The 14136-nt window shown below is 71.0% G+C and carries 17 protein-coding genes; 12 read left to right on the forward strand and 5 right to left on the reverse strand.

What is annotated here, in order from left to right; genetic code table 11:
• The 5 genes from ACWDZ6_RS12565 to ACWDZ6_RS12585 all read left to right on the forward strand — a co-directional run bounded on the left by ACWDZ6_RS12565 (position 1) and on the right by ACWDZ6_RS12585 (position 4837).
• Entirely contained in the window at positions 1-1437 is a 1437-nt protein-coding gene (locus tag ACWDZ6_RS12565) for an NAD(P)H-hydrate dehydratase (protein ID WP_451502818.1), read from the forward strand.
• Between the two features lie 153 nt (positions 1438-1590).
• On the forward strand, positions 1591-2748 hold the full coding sequence (alr, locus tag ACWDZ6_RS12570) for an alanine racemase (protein WP_451502819.1): 1158 nt from the start codon (positions 1591-1593) through the stop codon (positions 2746-2748).
• A 10-nt stretch (positions 2749-2758) separates the two neighbouring features.
• The gene (locus ACWDZ6_RS12575; RefSeq protein ID WP_366729991.1) at positions 2759-3985 is read left to right on the forward strand and encodes an alpha/beta fold hydrolase; all 1227 of its coding nucleotides are present in this window, start codon (positions 2759-2761) and stop codon (positions 3983-3985) included.
• Positions 3957-4496, forward strand: a complete 540-nt coding sequence (tsaE, locus tag ACWDZ6_RS12580) for a tRNA (adenosine(37)-N6)-threonylcarbamoyltransferase complex ATPase subunit type 1 TsaE (protein WP_451502820.1) — start codon at positions 3957-3959, stop codon at positions 4494-4496. The genes ACWDZ6_RS12575 and tsaE overlap by 29 nt, the downstream gene beginning before the upstream one ends.
• 149 nt (positions 4497-4645) lie before the next feature.
• On the forward strand, positions 4646-4837 hold the full coding sequence (locus tag ACWDZ6_RS12585) for a hypothetical protein (RefSeq protein ID WP_366729993.1): 192 nt from the start codon (positions 4646-4648) through the stop codon (positions 4835-4837).
• A 127-nt stretch (positions 4838-4964) separates the two neighbouring features.
• Here the strand turns inward: ACWDZ6_RS12585 and ACWDZ6_RS12590 are convergent, their stop codons facing one another.
• Complete coding sequence (locus tag ACWDZ6_RS12590; RefSeq protein WP_451502821.1) at positions 4965-5525, reverse strand: L,D-transpeptidase; 561 nt, start codon at positions 5523-5525, stop codon at positions 4965-4967.
• Between the two features lie 104 nt (positions 5526-5629).
• On the opposite strand from ACWDZ6_RS12590, the gene tsaB reads away from it, so the two are divergent.
• From tsaB to ACWDZ6_RS12625, 7 genes are all read left to right on the forward strand, one after another.
• Positions 5630-6283 carry a tRNA (adenosine(37)-N6)-threonylcarbamoyltransferase complex dimerization subunit type 1 TsaB gene (tsaB, locus tag ACWDZ6_RS12595; RefSeq protein ID WP_366729995.1) on the forward strand — a complete coding sequence of 218 codons (654 nt, stop codon included), beginning with the start codon at positions 5630-5632 and terminating at the stop codon, positions 6281-6283.
• A gap of 29 nt (positions 6284-6312) precedes the next feature.
• Positions 6313-6768 carry a ribosomal protein S18-alanine N-acetyltransferase gene (rimI, locus tag ACWDZ6_RS12600; RefSeq protein WP_326655346.1) on the forward strand — a complete coding sequence of 152 codons (456 nt, stop codon included), beginning with the start codon at positions 6313-6315 and terminating at the stop codon, positions 6766-6768.
• A gap of 15 nt (positions 6769-6783) precedes the next feature.
• Entirely contained in the window at positions 6784-7881 is a 1098-nt protein-coding gene (gene tsaD, locus ACWDZ6_RS12605; RefSeq protein ID WP_451502822.1) for a tRNA (adenosine(37)-N6)-threonylcarbamoyltransferase complex transferase subunit TsaD, read from the forward strand.
• A gap of 13 nt (positions 7882-7894) precedes the next feature.
• Positions 7895-8155, forward strand: a complete 261-nt coding sequence (locus ACWDZ6_RS12610) for a hypothetical protein (RefSeq protein ID WP_351444844.1) — start codon at positions 7895-7897, stop codon at positions 8153-8155.
• A 166-nt stretch (positions 8156-8321) separates the two neighbouring features.
• Complete coding sequence (locus ACWDZ6_RS12615; protein WP_451502823.1) at positions 8322-8678, forward strand: YciI family protein; 357 nt, start codon at positions 8322-8324, stop codon at positions 8676-8678.
• Between the two features lie 51 nt (positions 8679-8729).
• Positions 8730-9980 (forward strand): RNA polymerase sigma factor, encoded by a 1251-nt coding sequence (locus ACWDZ6_RS12620; protein WP_451502824.1) that lies wholly within the window; start codon positions 8730-8732, stop codon positions 9978-9980.
• 169 nt (positions 9981-10149) lie between these two features.
• A complete protein-coding gene (locus ACWDZ6_RS12625) occupies positions 10150-10800 on the forward strand; it encodes a hypothetical protein (protein WP_451502825.1) in 651 nt (216 codons plus the stop codon).
• Positions 10801-10846: 46 nt separating this feature from the next.
• On the opposite strand, the gene ACWDZ6_RS12630 is transcribed toward ACWDZ6_RS12625, so the two are convergent.
• Genes ACWDZ6_RS12630 through ACWDZ6_RS12645 form a run of 4 tightly spaced genes read right to left on the reverse strand, consistent with a single transcriptional unit; the run spans position 10847 to position 14083 of the window.
• The gene (locus ACWDZ6_RS12630) at positions 10847-11491 is read right to left on the reverse strand and encodes a contact-dependent growth inhibition system immunity protein (RefSeq protein WP_451502826.1); all 645 of its coding nucleotides are present in this window, start codon (positions 11489-11491) and stop codon (positions 10847-10849) included.
• Positions 11492-11499: 8 nt separating this feature from the next.
• Positions 11500-11799, reverse strand: a complete 300-nt coding sequence (locus ACWDZ6_RS12635) for an RNase A-like domain-containing protein (RefSeq protein ID WP_366730001.1) — start codon at positions 11797-11799, stop codon at positions 11500-11502.
• A gap of 37 nt (positions 11800-11836) precedes the next feature.
• Positions 11837-12481, reverse strand: coding sequence for a hypothetical protein (locus tag ACWDZ6_RS12640; protein ID WP_451502827.1), 645 nt, complete (start codon positions 12479-12481; stop codon positions 11837-11839).
• 9 nt (positions 12482-12490) lie between these two features.
• Positions 12491-14083, reverse strand: a complete 1593-nt coding sequence (locus ACWDZ6_RS12645; RefSeq protein WP_451502828.1) for an RNase A-like domain-containing protein — start codon at positions 14081-14083, stop codon at positions 12491-12493.
• Positions 14084-14136: the final 53 nt, after the last annotated feature.

The following is a 14136-nucleotide window of genomic DNA, read 5'->3' on the forward strand; positions in this document are numbered from 1 at the left end:
ATGCGTACCGCTTACAGCGTGGAGACCGTACGGGCCGCCGAGGCCGAGCTGATGGCGCGGCTGCCGGAAGGCGCGCTCATGCAGCGCGCGGCCGCCGGGCTGGCCGCCGCCTGCGCCGCTCTGCTGGGCCGGGTGTACGGGGCGCGGGTCGTCCTGCTCGTCGGGAGCGGGGACAACGGCGGCGACGCGCTGTACGCGGGGGCCCGGCTGGCCCGCCGCGGGGCCGGGGTCGCGGCGGTACTGCTGGGGTCGCGCGCGCACGAGGGCGGCCTCGCGGCCCTGCTCGGTGCCGGCGGACGGGTCGCGGACGACCCCTTCGAGGTGCTGGCCGTCGCGGACCTGGTCATGGACGGCATCACCGGGATCGGTGGGAGCGGCGGGCTGCGTCCCGGCACGGTGCCGGTGGTGCGGGCCGCGCGCGGATCCAACGCCGTCGTGGTCGCCGTCGACCTGCCGAGCGGCGTCGAGGCGGACACCGGGGAGGTGCGGGGCGAGGCCCTGCACGCGGATGCGACGGTGACCTTCGGTACGTACAAACCGGGGCTGCTCATCGACCCGGCGCGGGAGTACGCCGGGACGGTCCGGCTGGTCGGCATCGGGCTCGAGGACCGTCTGCCGTCCGTGCCCGATCTCGAGGCGCTCCAACACGAGGATGTGGCACGGCTGTTGCCGGTGCCGGCCGCGGAGAGCGACAAATACCGGCGGGGCGTCGTCGGCGTCGTCGCCGGGTCCGCGCGCTATCCGGGCGCGGCGGTCCTCTCCGTGGCGGGCGCGCTGCGTGGTGGGTCCGGGGCCGTGCGGTACGTCGGGCCCGCGGCCGACGCGGTGATCGCCCGCTTCCCGGAGACCCTGGTGCACAGAGGACCGCCCGCGAAGGCGGGACGGGTGCAGGCGTGGGTCGTCGGGCCGGGGATCGGTGACGGTGCCGACGTGGTGGGCGAAGTCCTGGACTCCGACGTCCCCGTGCTGGTCGACGCGGACGGGCTGCGGCTGCTGGACGCGGCGGCGGTACGGGACCGCGAGGCGCCCACGCTGCTGACCCCGCACGCCGGGGAGGCGGCCGCGCTGCTCGGCGTACCGCGCGAGGAGGTGGAGTCGGCGCGGCTGGCCTCCGTACGGGAGCTGGCCGCGCGTTTTGGAGCGACGGTGCTGCTCAAGGGCTCGACGACACTGGTCGGCGCGCCGGACAACGGCCGCTCCCCGGTCCGGGTCAATCCGATGGGCACGCCATGGCTGGCCACGGCGGGCAGCGGCGATGTGCTCTCCGGCCTCGCGGGCTCGCTGCTGGCCGCGGGGCTCGACGCGCGGGACGCGGGGTCCGTCGCCGCGTATCTGCACGGGCTCGCGGCACGCAACGCGGCGTCCCACGGCGTGCCGATCACGGCGTACGAGGTGGCGGCGACGCTCCCGGCCGCCTGGCGCGACGTCCACGACTGACGCGCGGGCGTGGTGTGCGGGCGTGGTGTGGGGCGCGCCGGTGCGACGCACCGGTGTGACGCGCAGGTCTGACACGCCTGTGTGACGCAGCCGCCGCTGGTCGCGCCCCTGGTTGTACGAGTGTTGTCGTACGGCTCTGAGACACTGGGCGCGATGAGCACGACACCGCCTTTCCGAGCCCGCGCCGAGATCGACCTCGCGGCCCTGCGCGCCAATGTGCGCGCGCTGCGCGCCCGCGCGCCCCGTGCTGCCCTGATGGCCGTGGTGAAGTCGGACGCGTACGGACACGGCATGGTGCCCTGCGCCAGGGCGGCGCTGGAGGCCGGCGCCACGTGGCTCGGCACCGCCACGCCCCATGAGGCCCTCGCGTTGCGCGCCGCCGGCATCCGAGGACGGGTGATGTGCTGGCTGTGGACGCCGGGCGACCCGTGGCGCGAAGGCATCGAGGCCGATCTCGACATGTCGGTGAGCGGCCTGTGGGCGCTGCGTGAAGTCACCGCCGCGGCCCGGGATGCCGGGCGCACGGCCCGTATCCAGCTCAAGGCCGACACCGGCCTCGGGCGCAACGGCTGTCAGCCCGCCGACTGGCCCGAGCTGGTCGCGGCCGCCCTCGCCGCCGAGGCCGAGGGCACCGTCAAGGTCACCGGCCTGTGGTCGCACTTCGCCTGCGCCGACGAGCCCGGGCACCCCTCGATCGCCGCGCAGCTGGATGTCTTCCGCGAGGTGGTCGAGTACGCCGAGAAGGCGGGCATCGAGCCCGAGGTCCGGCACATGGCCAACTCCCCGGCGACTCTGACCCTCCCGGAAGCGCACTTCGATCTCGTACGGACCGGCATCGCGATGTACGGCGTCTCGCCCAGCCCCGAGCTGGGCACGCCCGCGGACTTCGGCCTGCGGCCCGTGATGACGCTCGCCGCGTCCGTGGCGCTGGTCAAGCAGGTCCCGGCGGGGCACGGCGTCAGCTACGGGCATCACTACGTCACGGGGGGCGAGACGGTCCTCGGCCTGATTCCCCTCGGCTACGCGGACGGCATTCCGCGCCATGCCTCGGGCCGCGGCCCGGTGCTGGTCGGCGGCGAGTGGCACCGGGTGGCGGGCCGGGTGGCGATGGACCAGTTCGTGGTCGACCTCGGCCCGGACGGCGGTGCGGTCGCGGAAGGCGCGGAGGCGCTGCTGTTCGGACCGGGTGAGCGGGGCGAGCCGACCGCCGAGGACTGGGCCCAGGCGGCGGACACCATTGCATACGAGATCGTCACTCGCATCGGAACGAGGGTTCCGCGCGTCTATCTGAACGAGGACTCCGACGAGTAGGAGCGGCACGGTGAGCGAGACCAGTACGGGGGACGCCGTGGCGGCCGCGGCGACGGCTGCCACGACGGGCAACTGGCGCCGGGCGGGCATCGCCGGCGCCGCGATAGGTGTGATCGCGGCCGGTGCGGCGGCGGGCGTGGCGATCGAACGGATGACGGTCGGCCGCGGGATGCGCCAGAAGGCACGGCTGGCGCTGGACGCGTCCGGGCCGTACGGCTCACTGCGCGGCCTGCCGGGCAAGGCGCCCGCCGACGACGGCACCGAGCTCTACTACGAGGCCGACGAGGTGGACCCGGAGGCGGGCGGCCAGCGCCGCCGCCGGCTCTTCGGCCGCAAGGCGCCGGCGCCGGTCACCGTGATCTTCAGTCACGGCTACTGTCTGAGCCAGGACTCCTGGCACTTCCAGCGGGCCGCGCTGCGCGGTCTGGTGCGTACGGTGCACTGGGACCAGCGCAGCCACGGGCGTTCGGCCCGCGGCGCGGCGCAGGCCGGCCCCGACGGTGTGCCGGTCTCCATCGACCAGCTGGGCCGCGACCTCAAGGCGGTCATCGACGCGGCCGCGCCCGAGGGTCCGCTGGTACTGGTGGGCCACTCCATGGGCGGCATGACGATCATGGCGCTCGCCGAACAGTTCCCTGAGCTGGTACGGGAGCGGGTTGTCGGCGTCGCCTTCGTCGGCACCTCGTGCGGAAATCTCGGCGAGGTCAACTACGGGCTGCCGGTCGCCGGCGTGAACGCGGTACGACGGGTGCTTCCCGGGGTGCTCAAGGCACTCGGCTCACAGGCCGAACTGGTCGAGCGGGGCCGCCGGGCCACCGCCGATCTCTTCGCCGGCCTCATCAAGCGGTACTCCTTCTCGTCCAAGGACGTGGACCCGGCCGTGGCGCGGTTCGCGGAGCGGCTCATCGAGTCGACCCCGATCGATGTGGTCGCGGAGTTCTATCCGGCGTTCGTGGAGCACGACAAGGCCGAGTCGCTCCTCATCTTCCTGGAGGTGCCGGTACTCGTCCTGGCCGGTGACAAGGACCTGGTCACGCCGAGCTCGCACAGCGAGGCGATCGCGGACCTGTTGCCGGACTCGGAGCTGGTGATCGTGCCGGACGGTGGGCATCTGGTGATGCTCGAGCACCCGGAGGTCGTCACGGACCGGCTTGCGGACCTGTTGGTCCGGGTCGGGGCGGTTCCGGCAGCGGCTAACGTTGGCCCGTATGGAAGCACCGCACGGCCCGGCGGCTGAACCCACCGCCGCCACCACCGCCGACCCCACCACCGCCCGCCTCGGCGTCGAATCTCCCGAGCAGATGCAGGAGCTGGGGCGCAGACTCGCGAAACTGCTGCGCCCCGGCGATCTGGTGATGCTCACCGGTGAGCTCGGCGCGGGCAAGACGACGCTGACCCGCGGCCTGGGGGAGGGCCTCGGGGTCCGCGGCGCCGTCACGTCCCCGACCTTCGTCATCTCGCGCGTCCATCCCTCGCTGACCGGCGGCCCGGCCCTGGTCCATGTGGACGCGTACCGGCTGGGTGGCGGCCTCAACGAGATGGAGGACCTCGATCTCGATGTCTCGCTGCCGGAGTCGGTGGTGGTCGTGGAGTGGGGCGACGGCAAGGTCGAGGAGCTCACGGAGGACCGGCTGCGTGTGCTGATCCACCGGGTGGTGGGCGACACGGACGACGACCGCCGCGAGGTCACCCTGACCGGGTTCGGCGCGCGCTGGGCCCGGGTGGATCTGGCACTCCTGGCCGGCTGACGCGCCTCCGGGCTGAGCCCGAAAGGTTGGTTATTCCGACAAGACGTCGGCAAAGTGTTGCGCGGGCCGTGCCGGGCGTGGTCACATGGTACGGAGACCTGGTTAGGTCTACCTAACCACGCCTGCCCCCGGAGCCCCAGGAGGCGTCCATGACGGCATCCGAGCACGGATCGCAGCCACGGCAGCAGTCGGCTCAGTCGGCACAGCCGACGACGCTGAAGCCGGCGGCCCCGTCGATGAGTGATCTGCTGGCGTCGTGCGCGGCGGCCAGCGCGGTCTCCACACCGCCCCGCGAGGAACACCTCGCCCAGGAGCCTGTACCGCGACGCGACGCCGCGTAGTTCAGACACCGCGTCATTCATACGGGCGATATTTCGGCAGGGCCGCGAGCGCCACGGGACGACCGGGGCCGCGCGGATTCGGGTGCGGTGCGAGCCGCGGGAGCTACGGGCTGTGCGAGCCGCGGGACTACGGAACGACGACGACCTTCGTGCCGATCGCCGCGAACGCCCACAGCGCGTCGCCGTCCGCCCGCTTCATCCGTACACCACCGGTCTTCTTCTCCGGGTCCGGGCTGGCCATCGACCCGTCCCGCGCCGCGCTGAAACCGATCGGCACATTGCCGACGCGCGCGAACCGCACCACATGCTCGATCGGAACCCCGTCCGAGCCGGGCACGGTCCCCGACCGCGACTTCACCGTGTACACACCGGGCCGCGGGCCCACCGTCGACGGCATGACCCGGAAGGTCCGCCTCAGCTGCGCCTTCTCGCCCACCAGCCATACCCGCCGGTCGCCCAGCGAGTACACGACGCGCACACCCGCGCCCGACTTCGCGGGCACCGTCAGCGGGTTGCCGGGCTTGTGCCTGGGGCCGCCGGAGGCCTGCGCGGACGGGGCCGCGCTCGCGCTGCTCGACGTGCCCGGACGGTCGGGGGCGGTCGCCGACGCCTGGTAGGCGAGGAAGCCGACGACGGCCAGAGCGGCCGCTGTGAGCCCGGCCACCAGTCCCGAGCTGCTCCGTGCCACCCTGCCGCCCACCTTTCGTACGTACGTATCCGTGGTGACGGTAGCAGCAGGCGCCCTGTCCGACGGGGCACCGTGCCCGGTCTCCGGAGCCGTAGGCTGTTTGCGTGCTCCTGCTCGCCGTTGATACCGCCACGCCCGCCGTCACCGCCGCCCTCCACGACGGCAGTTCCGTCGTCGCCGAGTCCAGTCGCGTCGACGCGCGCCGGCACGGGGAGCTGCTGCTGCCCGCCGTCGACCGCGTCCTCGCCGAGGCCGGGGTGAAACTCGACGCCGTCACCGGTCTGGTGGTCGGGGTCGGACCCGGCCCGTACACCGGGCTGCGCGTCGGCCTGGTCACCGCCACGACCTTCGCCTCGGTGCTCGGCGTGCCGGTGCACGGGCTGTGCACGCTGGACGGGCTGGCGTACGCGTCGGGCCTCGACGAGCCCTTCGTCGTCGCGACGGACGCGCGGCGCAAGGAGGTCTACTGGGCGCGGTACGACTCCTCCCGCGAGCGGGTGGGCGACCCCGCCGTCGACCGGCCCGCCGATATCGCGGAGCGGGTCGCGGGCCTGCCCGCCGTCGGCGCCGGTGCGCTGCTCTACCCCGACACCTTTCCGGACGCGCGCGGGCCCGAGCTTGTCTCGGCCGGAGCGCTCGCCGCGCTGGCCGCCGAGAAGCTGGCCGCCGCCGAGGAGTTCCTGCCGCCGCTGCCGCTGTATCTGCGCCGGCCCGACGCGCAGGTGCCCAAGAACTACAAGGTGGTCACGCCGAAGTGACCGCACGAGCGACCGCTGCGCTGCGCGAGATGCGCTGGTGGGACCTGGAGCCGGTGCTCGCGCTCGAGCATGCGCTCTTTCCCGAGGACGCCTGGTCGCCGGGGATGTTCTGGTCCGAGCTCGCGCATGCGCGCGGCCCGCAGGCCACCCGCCGCTACGTGGTCGCCGAGGAGGACGGGGAGATCGTCGGGTACGCCGGGCTGGCCGCGGCCGGCGGTCTCGCTGACGTGCAGACCATCGCCGTCGCCCGCGGCCAGTGGGGCACAGGCCTCGGCTCCCGGCTCCTCACCGACCTGCTGCAGCACGCCACCGCCTTCGAGTGCGACGAGGTGCTCCTCGAAGTCCGTGTGGACAACACCAGGGCCCAGAAGCTGTACGAGCGCTTCGGCTTCGAGCCCATCGGATTCCGCCGCGGCTACTACCAGCCCGGCAATGTCGACGCCCTCGTCATGCGGCTCCACGTACAAGGAACAGAGACTCACTGATGGCTGGACTGACTGATGGCTGACGAACCTCTCGTACTCGGCATCGAGACCTCCTGCGACGAGACCGGGGTCGGCATCGTCCGCGGTACGACCCTGCTCGCGGACGCCGTCGCATCGAGCGTGGACGCGCACGCCCGCTTCGGCGGTGTGGTCCCGGAGATCGCCTCGCGCGCGCACCTCGAGGCGATGGTGCCCACCGTGGAGCGCGCGCTGAAGGAGGCGGGCGTCTCGGCGCGCGACCTCGACGGCATCGCGGTGACGGCCGGCCCCGGCCTGGCGGGCGCGCTGCTGGTCGGGGTCTCGGCGGCGAAGGCGTACGCGTACGCCCTTAACAAGCCGCTGTACGGGGTGAACCACCTGGCCTCGCACATCTGCGTCGACCAGCTGGAGCACGGCCCGCTGCCCGAACCGACGATGGCGCTGCTGGTATCCGGCGGTCACTCCTCGCTGCTGCTCGCGCCGGACATCACCAGCGATGTACGACCCATGGGCGCGACGATCGACGACGCGGCCGGCGAGGCCTTCGACAAGATCGCGCGGGTGCTGAACCTCGGCTTCCCCGGGGGTCCGGTGATCGACCGGCTGGCGAAGGAGGGCGACCCGGCCGCGATCGCCTTCCCCCGCGGACTGTCCGGCTCGCGCGACCCGGCGTACGACTTCTCCTTCTCGGGGCTCAAGACCTCGGTGGCACGCTGGATCGAGGCCAAGCGGGCGGCCGGCGAGGAGGTGCCGGTACGGGATGTGGCCGCGTCGTTCCAGGAGGCGGTCGTCGATGTGCTGACCCGCAAGGCGGTGCGCGCCTGCAAGGACCAGGGCGTGGACCACCTGATGATCGGCGGAGGTGTGGCCGCCAACTCCCGGCTGCGGGCGCTGGCCCTGGAGCGGTGCGAGCGGGCGGGGATCCGGCTGCGGGTGCCCCGGCCGGGGCTGTGCACGGACAACGGCGCGATGGTGGCCGCGCTGGGGGCGGAGATGGTGGCGCGCAACCGGCCCGCCTCGGACTGGGAGCTGTCGGCGGACTCCTCGCTGCCGGTGACGGATCCGCATGTGCCGGGACAGACGCATACGCATGACCATGTGCACGAGATCAGCAAGGACAACCTCTACTCATGACGGTCGGGCACTCATGACAGTCGCGCTGATGTGGGAGGCCCGGGCGGTTCAGGGCCGGGGCGCGGAGCTGCTCGAATGGGCGCGGGCCCAGGAGCTGGCGCACGAGCCGCTGCGCCGGGAGACCTTCCGCGCCGCGCAGGACAGGGTCCTCGTCCTCACCTGGTGGGATGTGGCCGACACTGGCGCGGAACTGCCCGAACTGCCGGAGCCCGCAGCCGATTTGATCACGCGGCCGGTGCACCGGTGGCGCTTCGAATCGCTCGGCGTCGGCTGAGCGGGAGGGATGCCCGGTCCGCTGCCGTGCCGATGAGCCCTACCGATGGCCGCTCCGGAAATCTCCCGGAAGAATTCCGGGGAGAGTGTCGATCCCGCGGTCTCCCGTTCGACGCAGGGGTGAGAGGCGGGGAACGGCCCCGCTCCCCCGACCCCGAGGAGACACCATGCCGCGCTATCTGACCATGGTCCGTGTCAACGAGAACGAGATGCCCGCCGAGGGCCCCAGCGCCGGGCTCATGGAGCGGATGGGGAAGCTGATCGAGGAAATGACCCAGGCGGGTGTCCTGCTCGACACCAACGGGCTCACCCCGACCTCGCAGGGCACCCGCGTCACCTGGTCCGGCGGAAAGCTGACCGTCACCGACGGGCCCTTCACCGAGAGCAAGGAAGTCGTCGGCGGTTACGCCATCCTGCAGGCCAAGGACAAGGCCGAGGCCATCGAGTGGACCAAGCGCTTCCTGGAGATCCACGAGGAGCACTGGAACGTCACCTCCGAGGTCCGCGAGATCGCCGAGGGCTGACCGCCGGGCTCCGCTTGCCCGCCCACCTCCCTGCTGCTCTGATGGGTGGCCGTGACGGCAGCAAGCGCGGTGGAAGCGGTATTCAGGATCGAGTCGGCGCGGATCATCGCCGGCGTCACTCGCATCGTGAGGGACGTGGGCATCGCCGAGGAACTCGCGCAGGACGCTCTGGTCGCCGCGCTGGAGCAGTGGCCGGAGTCAGGTGTGCCGGACAGACCGGGCGCCTGGCTCATGGCCACGGCCAAGCACCGGGCGATCGATCTCGTACGCCGCAAGGAGACGTACGCCCGCAAGCTGGCGGAGGTCGGACGGGCCCTGGAGGACGTGGAGCCGCCGCCCGAGCCGTCGGGGCCCGACGACATCGACGACGACCTGCTGCGGCTGATCTTCACCGCCTGCCATCCCGTGCTGTCGACGGACGCACGGATCGCCCTCACTCTGAAGCTCCTCGGCGGGCTGACCACCGAGGAGATCGCCCGCGCCTTCCTGGCCACGGAGCCGACGGTCGCGCAGCGCATCGTCCGGGCCAAACGCACCCTCGCCAAGGCGGGCGTCCCCTTCGAGGTCCCGTACGGTCCCGAGCGCGCCGAACGCCTTTCGTCGGTCCTGGAAGTCATCTATCTGGTCTTCAACGAGGGCTACTCGGCGACCGCGGGCGACGACTGGCAGCGCCCGGCGCTCTGCGAGGACGCGCTGCGGCTCGCCCGGGTGCTGGCCGGCCTGGTGCCCAAGGAACCCGAAGTCCAGGGCCTGGTCGCACTGCTGGAGATCCAGGCCTCGCGCACGGCCGCCAGGACGGACCCGGACGGCGCACCGGTGCTGCTCGCCGACCAGAACCGGTCCCGCTGGAACCAGCTGCTGATCCGGCGCGGTTTCGCGGCGCTGGCACGGGCGAACGCGGCGGCGGGCGGTGCCCCGCGTCCGTACGCGCTGCAGGCCGCGATCGCCGCCTGCCACGCACAAGCGGTGCGCTACGAGGAGACGGACTGGTCCACGATCGCCGTCCTGTACGGCCGACTCACGGCGCTCACCCCGTCCCCCGTGGTGGAGCTGAACCGTGCGGTCGCCGTCTCGATGGCGGACGGCCCGGAGGCGGGGCTGGAGTTGGTGGACGCGCTCGCCGCGGAGCCCGCGCTGAAGGAGTACCACTTGCTGCCCAGCGTGCGCGGCGACCTGCTGGCGCGCCTCGGCCGGCCGGCGGAGGCGCGAGCCGAGTTCGAGCGGGCGGCGTCGCTGACGCGCAACGCACGGGAGAGGGATCTCCTGCTGAAGCGAGCGGCCCAGGCGTCCTCAGAAGTTTGAGCGTCGGGAGCCCGGTTGGGATTCCGCTGTTGCGTCGCCCCTTCGGATGCTCGTTCGGCCTCGCCCGCCGGGCCTTGCCGCCGACCGGGTCCACGATCGTGTGGACCGGCTCAGGGCCTTACCACGAACGCAGGAATTCGTCGACTGACCAGGCGATAGGCTCGCACGCATGTCCCGACGTACGTTGCCGCCCCCGCCGCCGCCAGAAGACATACGGGCGTGGCCCGACCGTGAGTCATTGCTCGCCGACCGGGCCAGGGCAATGGGCGAGTTGAGCCGGCTGAGTATCGGTGTGCCCCGACTGCTGCTGCTGTGGCTGACGGCGGCGGGCTTCGCGGCGGGGTGGGGCCTGATCGGTGCGGCGCTCAAGACATTCCAGGAGAGCATCGACGTCCTTTCGTACATGACCGTCGCGGTTTTCGTCGGGCTCGGCCTGGCGGGCATGCTGCCGACGGGGCTGGTGATCGGATTCGGGATCCGGCGCGACAAGGTCGTACGCGAACGCCTGGCCCAGTGGTCGTCGTTGGCACGCGACCCGGCCCGAGACGTCCGCTTCCGCTCACCCGGCGAGAGCCTGTTCTGGCTGGTGCCGTCGTTCCTGCTGTGCGCGCTGGGGCTGTGGCTCTCGTTCGCGGTCCCGGCAACGGCGGAGCGCGGCCGGGAGACATACGCCGAAGTCACCATGCTGGTGGGCTTCGGCTTCATTCTCTGGCTGACAGGGCTGCTCGGCGTCGCGAAGGCAGTGAGCCACTACCGCTGGGCGGTACGGCTGCTGGCGGGCGTGCCGTCGGCAGCGCGTGGCGAGGGCGCGCATCGCTGAACCTGGCGGGCAGCCAGGCCTACCGGCCGGAGGAAGCGGGCCGTCGTCAGCCGAGCCGCCCGGCGACCTCGGTCAGCCAGACCCTGGGGGCGTAGGGGGGATCGACCTCCATGCCCAGCTCGGCCACGGCGAGGACGTAGTCGGATTCGTTCAGGGGGAGCGCCAGAAGCTCGTGCAGTTCGCCCGTGAGCTGGGCGATCAGGCCGGAGTCGGTGGTGTCGAGGTAGTCCTGGAGCGCGGCGTCGTGGCTCTCGAACTCGTCCGGCATGTCCTGGGAGAACCAGCCGCCGAGCAGCTGCCCGAGCTCGGGGAAACGGGCGTGCCACTCCCAGTGGGTCTGCGGGGTGGCGGGCGGCGGGGCCTCGCCGGTCTCGACGCTGTGCTTGAGGTGGTCGGCGAGCTGCTCCAGCCATGCCTGCGTCGCGGAGTCGGGCAGCCCGACATCGGGTACGGGATAGAACTCGCCCAGACGGAGCCGCAGTCGGCCCGGCGGATTGCCGGCGTACTCGCGCAGCTGGTGCTCGGCGATGGCGATCGCCCAGGGGCGCGTGCGCCAGGTGTGCCGTAGATATGCGTCGAGCGCGGCGGAGCGCTTCTCGGGATCGTCGTCGGCCGGCTGGCCCAGATACGCGCGGATGACCTGGTCCAACTCGCCATATTTGCGGTCGTGTTCGAGCGGCTTCAGGGACACGGATGCCTCTAGAGGTAGATCGGGAAGGTGGCGTGCACGGTGAAGCCGTGCGGGCTCGCGGAGTCGCGCTTGAGGATCACGCGTGCGGCACGTACGTCGATGGCGTCGCGTCCGGCGAGCATCATCGCCTGCAGCAGGACACGCCCGGTCGGCTCGGACCGGGACGGCCAGGAGGCCTCGATGGTCAGGCGCTGCCGGGTCGACTGGGCGAGCCAGCGGTGGATGACCTGCTCATTGCGGGTCACCACCTGCTGAGTGCACCACTGGGAGGTCTCCCGGTCGGGGTAGGAGGAGCTGCGGGTTCGCATGGTCAACTGCCTATCGAGAGGGTCGATGCGTCAATCGTCAGTGCGGCTGGGCCATATGCGCCGCAGCCAGCCGGATGATGTCCTCAAGGACCGGACGAGAGACCCAGGAGATCTCACCGCGCACCGCGTGCGTGAGTTCTTCTTCGCTCGGGAAGAGCATCAAAAGCTCTTGAACTTCCCCTGCCAGCAATGGGATTACATCGAGGCAGTGGGAAGGGTGTTCGCTCTCCACGCCCGCAGTGATCGCCTCTTCGTCGGTCGTGTACTCTCCGGGCGCGATCCAGCTCAGTCCAAAATCAATGGTCCTGGAAAACCTGACCCGGATTTCCAGGGACCCCAGCGGGAGTTCGCGGACCGACGGGATGGCCTGCCGGTCGAAGGGCCGGATCAACTCGGCCAGCACGCGCAGATACTCGGAGCCTGCCGTGTCTCCGGCTGCTTGGCGCAGCTTCTGACGGAAACGCTCCGGGATTGTCTCCGGGGCGGCGGCGCTCACCTTTTCAGCCGTGAGCTCGAGCAGCGCGGCCACCGCGTTGAGCGGCATGACCCAGTCGGCCTGGGCGGAGTTCCGTACCGTACGGCAGAACCGTACGACCTCGTCTTCCAGTGCGGACCCGTGGGTGAAATCGAGAAGCCGCAGAATGGGGCCATCTTCGAAGAGGTCGCCGAAGTCGAATGCCATTCCGTGTCCTTACTGGGGAGGTGCCTGGTCGGTCGGCATGGATGTCAGCACGACGTACGGGGGATGCCCGCCCGGCACCGGCTTCAAGGTCACGATGACATTGTAGGCATCGTGTGCCGACGAGTCCCCGCGGTCCCAGGTGCGGCCCGTCGGGTCGTTGAAGGTGAGTCCGACGTTCCGCTTGGACGACTCCCCGGGGTTGCCGTTGAGCCAATTCTGGATCCTGCGCTCATTGTCCGGGTCGTCCATAACGGCCTGGGTCAGTTTCTGCGCGGACGCGAGGTCGTCGAAGGACGATGCCGCCTTCGGGCGAATGTCGCCATTCCTGATCATTTGCTGGTCGCGCAGCCGCTGTTCGAGCTGCTCGTCCGTCTTCCCGACGTGCTTGTCGATGACGTGACTGTTGCCGATGCCCTCTTGATTGGCCAGGTCGATGGGGTACTTGTGGTTGCTCTCGTCATCGCCGGGCACGGTGTAGAGCTGGCTCTTCTTGAAATCGTTCAGGGCGCGGGCCCCGAATGCCTCGGCCCGCGCGGACTCGGCCCGGAAAGTGGGCGCGCTCAGGAATGCCTCGTCCAGTGCGGGCAGCAACTTGTTGAGCTCGGGCACCTGCCGCTGGACCCGGTTGTTGTACGCCTCGACCGCAGCGTTCAGCGCCTCCTCGTCGATCTCCAGGACAATACCGCCGGCGAGGCTCCTGCCCATTTTGCCGATGCCCTTGAGGACGCTCTTCACGTCCTTGATACCGATGCCGTCCTTGGTGTCGACGTGCGGCAGCGCGTCGCGCACGGCGCGCCAGTAGATGTCGTGCAGATCGCTGCGGACATCCTCGGCCGCCCTGGCGTAGGCCATGACGGCATCGCTGACGCCGTCGCATGTGTCGATGAGCACGCTGAAGACCGGGTGGCTCATCCCGGTGTTGCCGGCCTTGTCGTGCGACCAGACGTGGCCCTCGCGGGACTTTCCCCAGTCGGTCGTACCCCAGATGGAGCTGCAGAAGGTACGCATCGCGGTGTACCACTCGGTGTTGGACTGGTTCGTGATGCCCGTGAGCGCCGCGGTGAGGTTTCCGTCCACCGAGCCTGCGGAGATGCCGGGAAGCAGCCATGCCTTTGATACGGAGTTCAGCCGGTGGTGATTGGGCAGCGGCAGGATCTCGGCCGCCTTGCCGAATCGGCAGGCGTGCTCCAGCAACGGCCGCATGATCGCCAGCACGCCCGCCTCCAGCCCCTCAAGGGCCTTTTCCCAGACGTCCTGGCCCTCATCCATATCGGCCCACTTGAGGTCGGTCACCGACCGGTATGCGGGAAGTTTGTCGATGACCGTGGGAGGGGCCTGGTGGGTGGGCGTTGCGGTGCCGGACGGATGGGTTGCGGCATCGGCCGCCGCATAGTTGTTGGCCGTCGTCGTGAAACCCACCGCGGCGCCGCCCACGCTGAGGACGGACCGGGCCCATACCTCCAGGAAGCGGTTGCCGACCTTCCGGTAGGCGGTCGAGAACGCCCAGGCGGCGGTGCCGTAGCCACCGCCGTCCGGGTATCGCTCCAACTCGTCGAGGAAGCTGTTGGCGCCCTTGTGCAGGGTCTCCTGCTGGAAGGCCACGTTGCCCGACACTCCGTACAGCTAGGTCGGGGTGACGTCGATGGTGCCGTTCT

Source organism: Streptomyces sp. NPDC002926, from assembly GCF_053591755.1.

Bases quoted from the DNA above. Each gene is read 5' to 3' on its own strand.
- ACWDZ6_RS12615 (WP_451502823.1), top strand. From the start codon at position 8,322: ATGCCGCGCTATCTGACCATGGTCCGTGTCAACGAGAACGAGATGCCC.
- ACWDZ6_RS12625 (WP_451502825.1), top strand. From the start codon at position 10,150: ATGTCCCGACGTACGTTGCCGCCCCCGCCGCCGCCAGAAGACATACGG.
- ACWDZ6_RS12635 (WP_366730001.1), bottom strand. From the start codon at position 11,799: ATGCGAACCCGCAGCTCCTCCTACCCCGACCGGGAGACCTCCCAGTGG.
- ACWDZ6_RS12610 (WP_351444844.1), top strand. From the start codon at position 7,895: ATGACAGTCGCGCTGATGTGGGAGGCCCGGGCGGTTCAGGGCCGGGGC.
- ACWDZ6_RS12565 (WP_451502818.1), top strand. From the start codon at position 1: ATGCGTACCGCTTACAGCGTGGAGACCGTACGGGCCGCCGAGGCCGAG.
- rimI (WP_326655346.1), top strand. From the start codon at position 6,313: ATGCGCTGGTGGGACCTGGAGCCGGTGCTCGCGCTCGAGCATGCGCTC.
- alr (WP_451502819.1), top strand. From the start codon at position 1,591: ATGAGCACGACACCGCCTTTCCGAGCCCGCGCCGAGATCGACCTCGCG.
- tsaE (WP_451502820.1), top strand. From the start codon at position 3,957: ATGGAAGCACCGCACGGCCCGGCGGCTGAACCCACCGCCGCCACCACC.
- tsaD (WP_451502822.1), top strand. From the start codon at position 6,784: ATGGCTGACGAACCTCTCGTACTCGGCATCGAGACCTCCTGCGACGAG.
- ACWDZ6_RS12585 (WP_366729993.1), top strand. From the start codon at position 4,646: ATGACGGCATCCGAGCACGGATCGCAGCCACGGCAGCAGTCGGCTCAG.
- ACWDZ6_RS12640 (WP_451502827.1), bottom strand. From the start codon at position 12,481: ATGGCATTCGACTTCGGCGACCTCTTCGAAGATGGCCCCATTCTGCGG.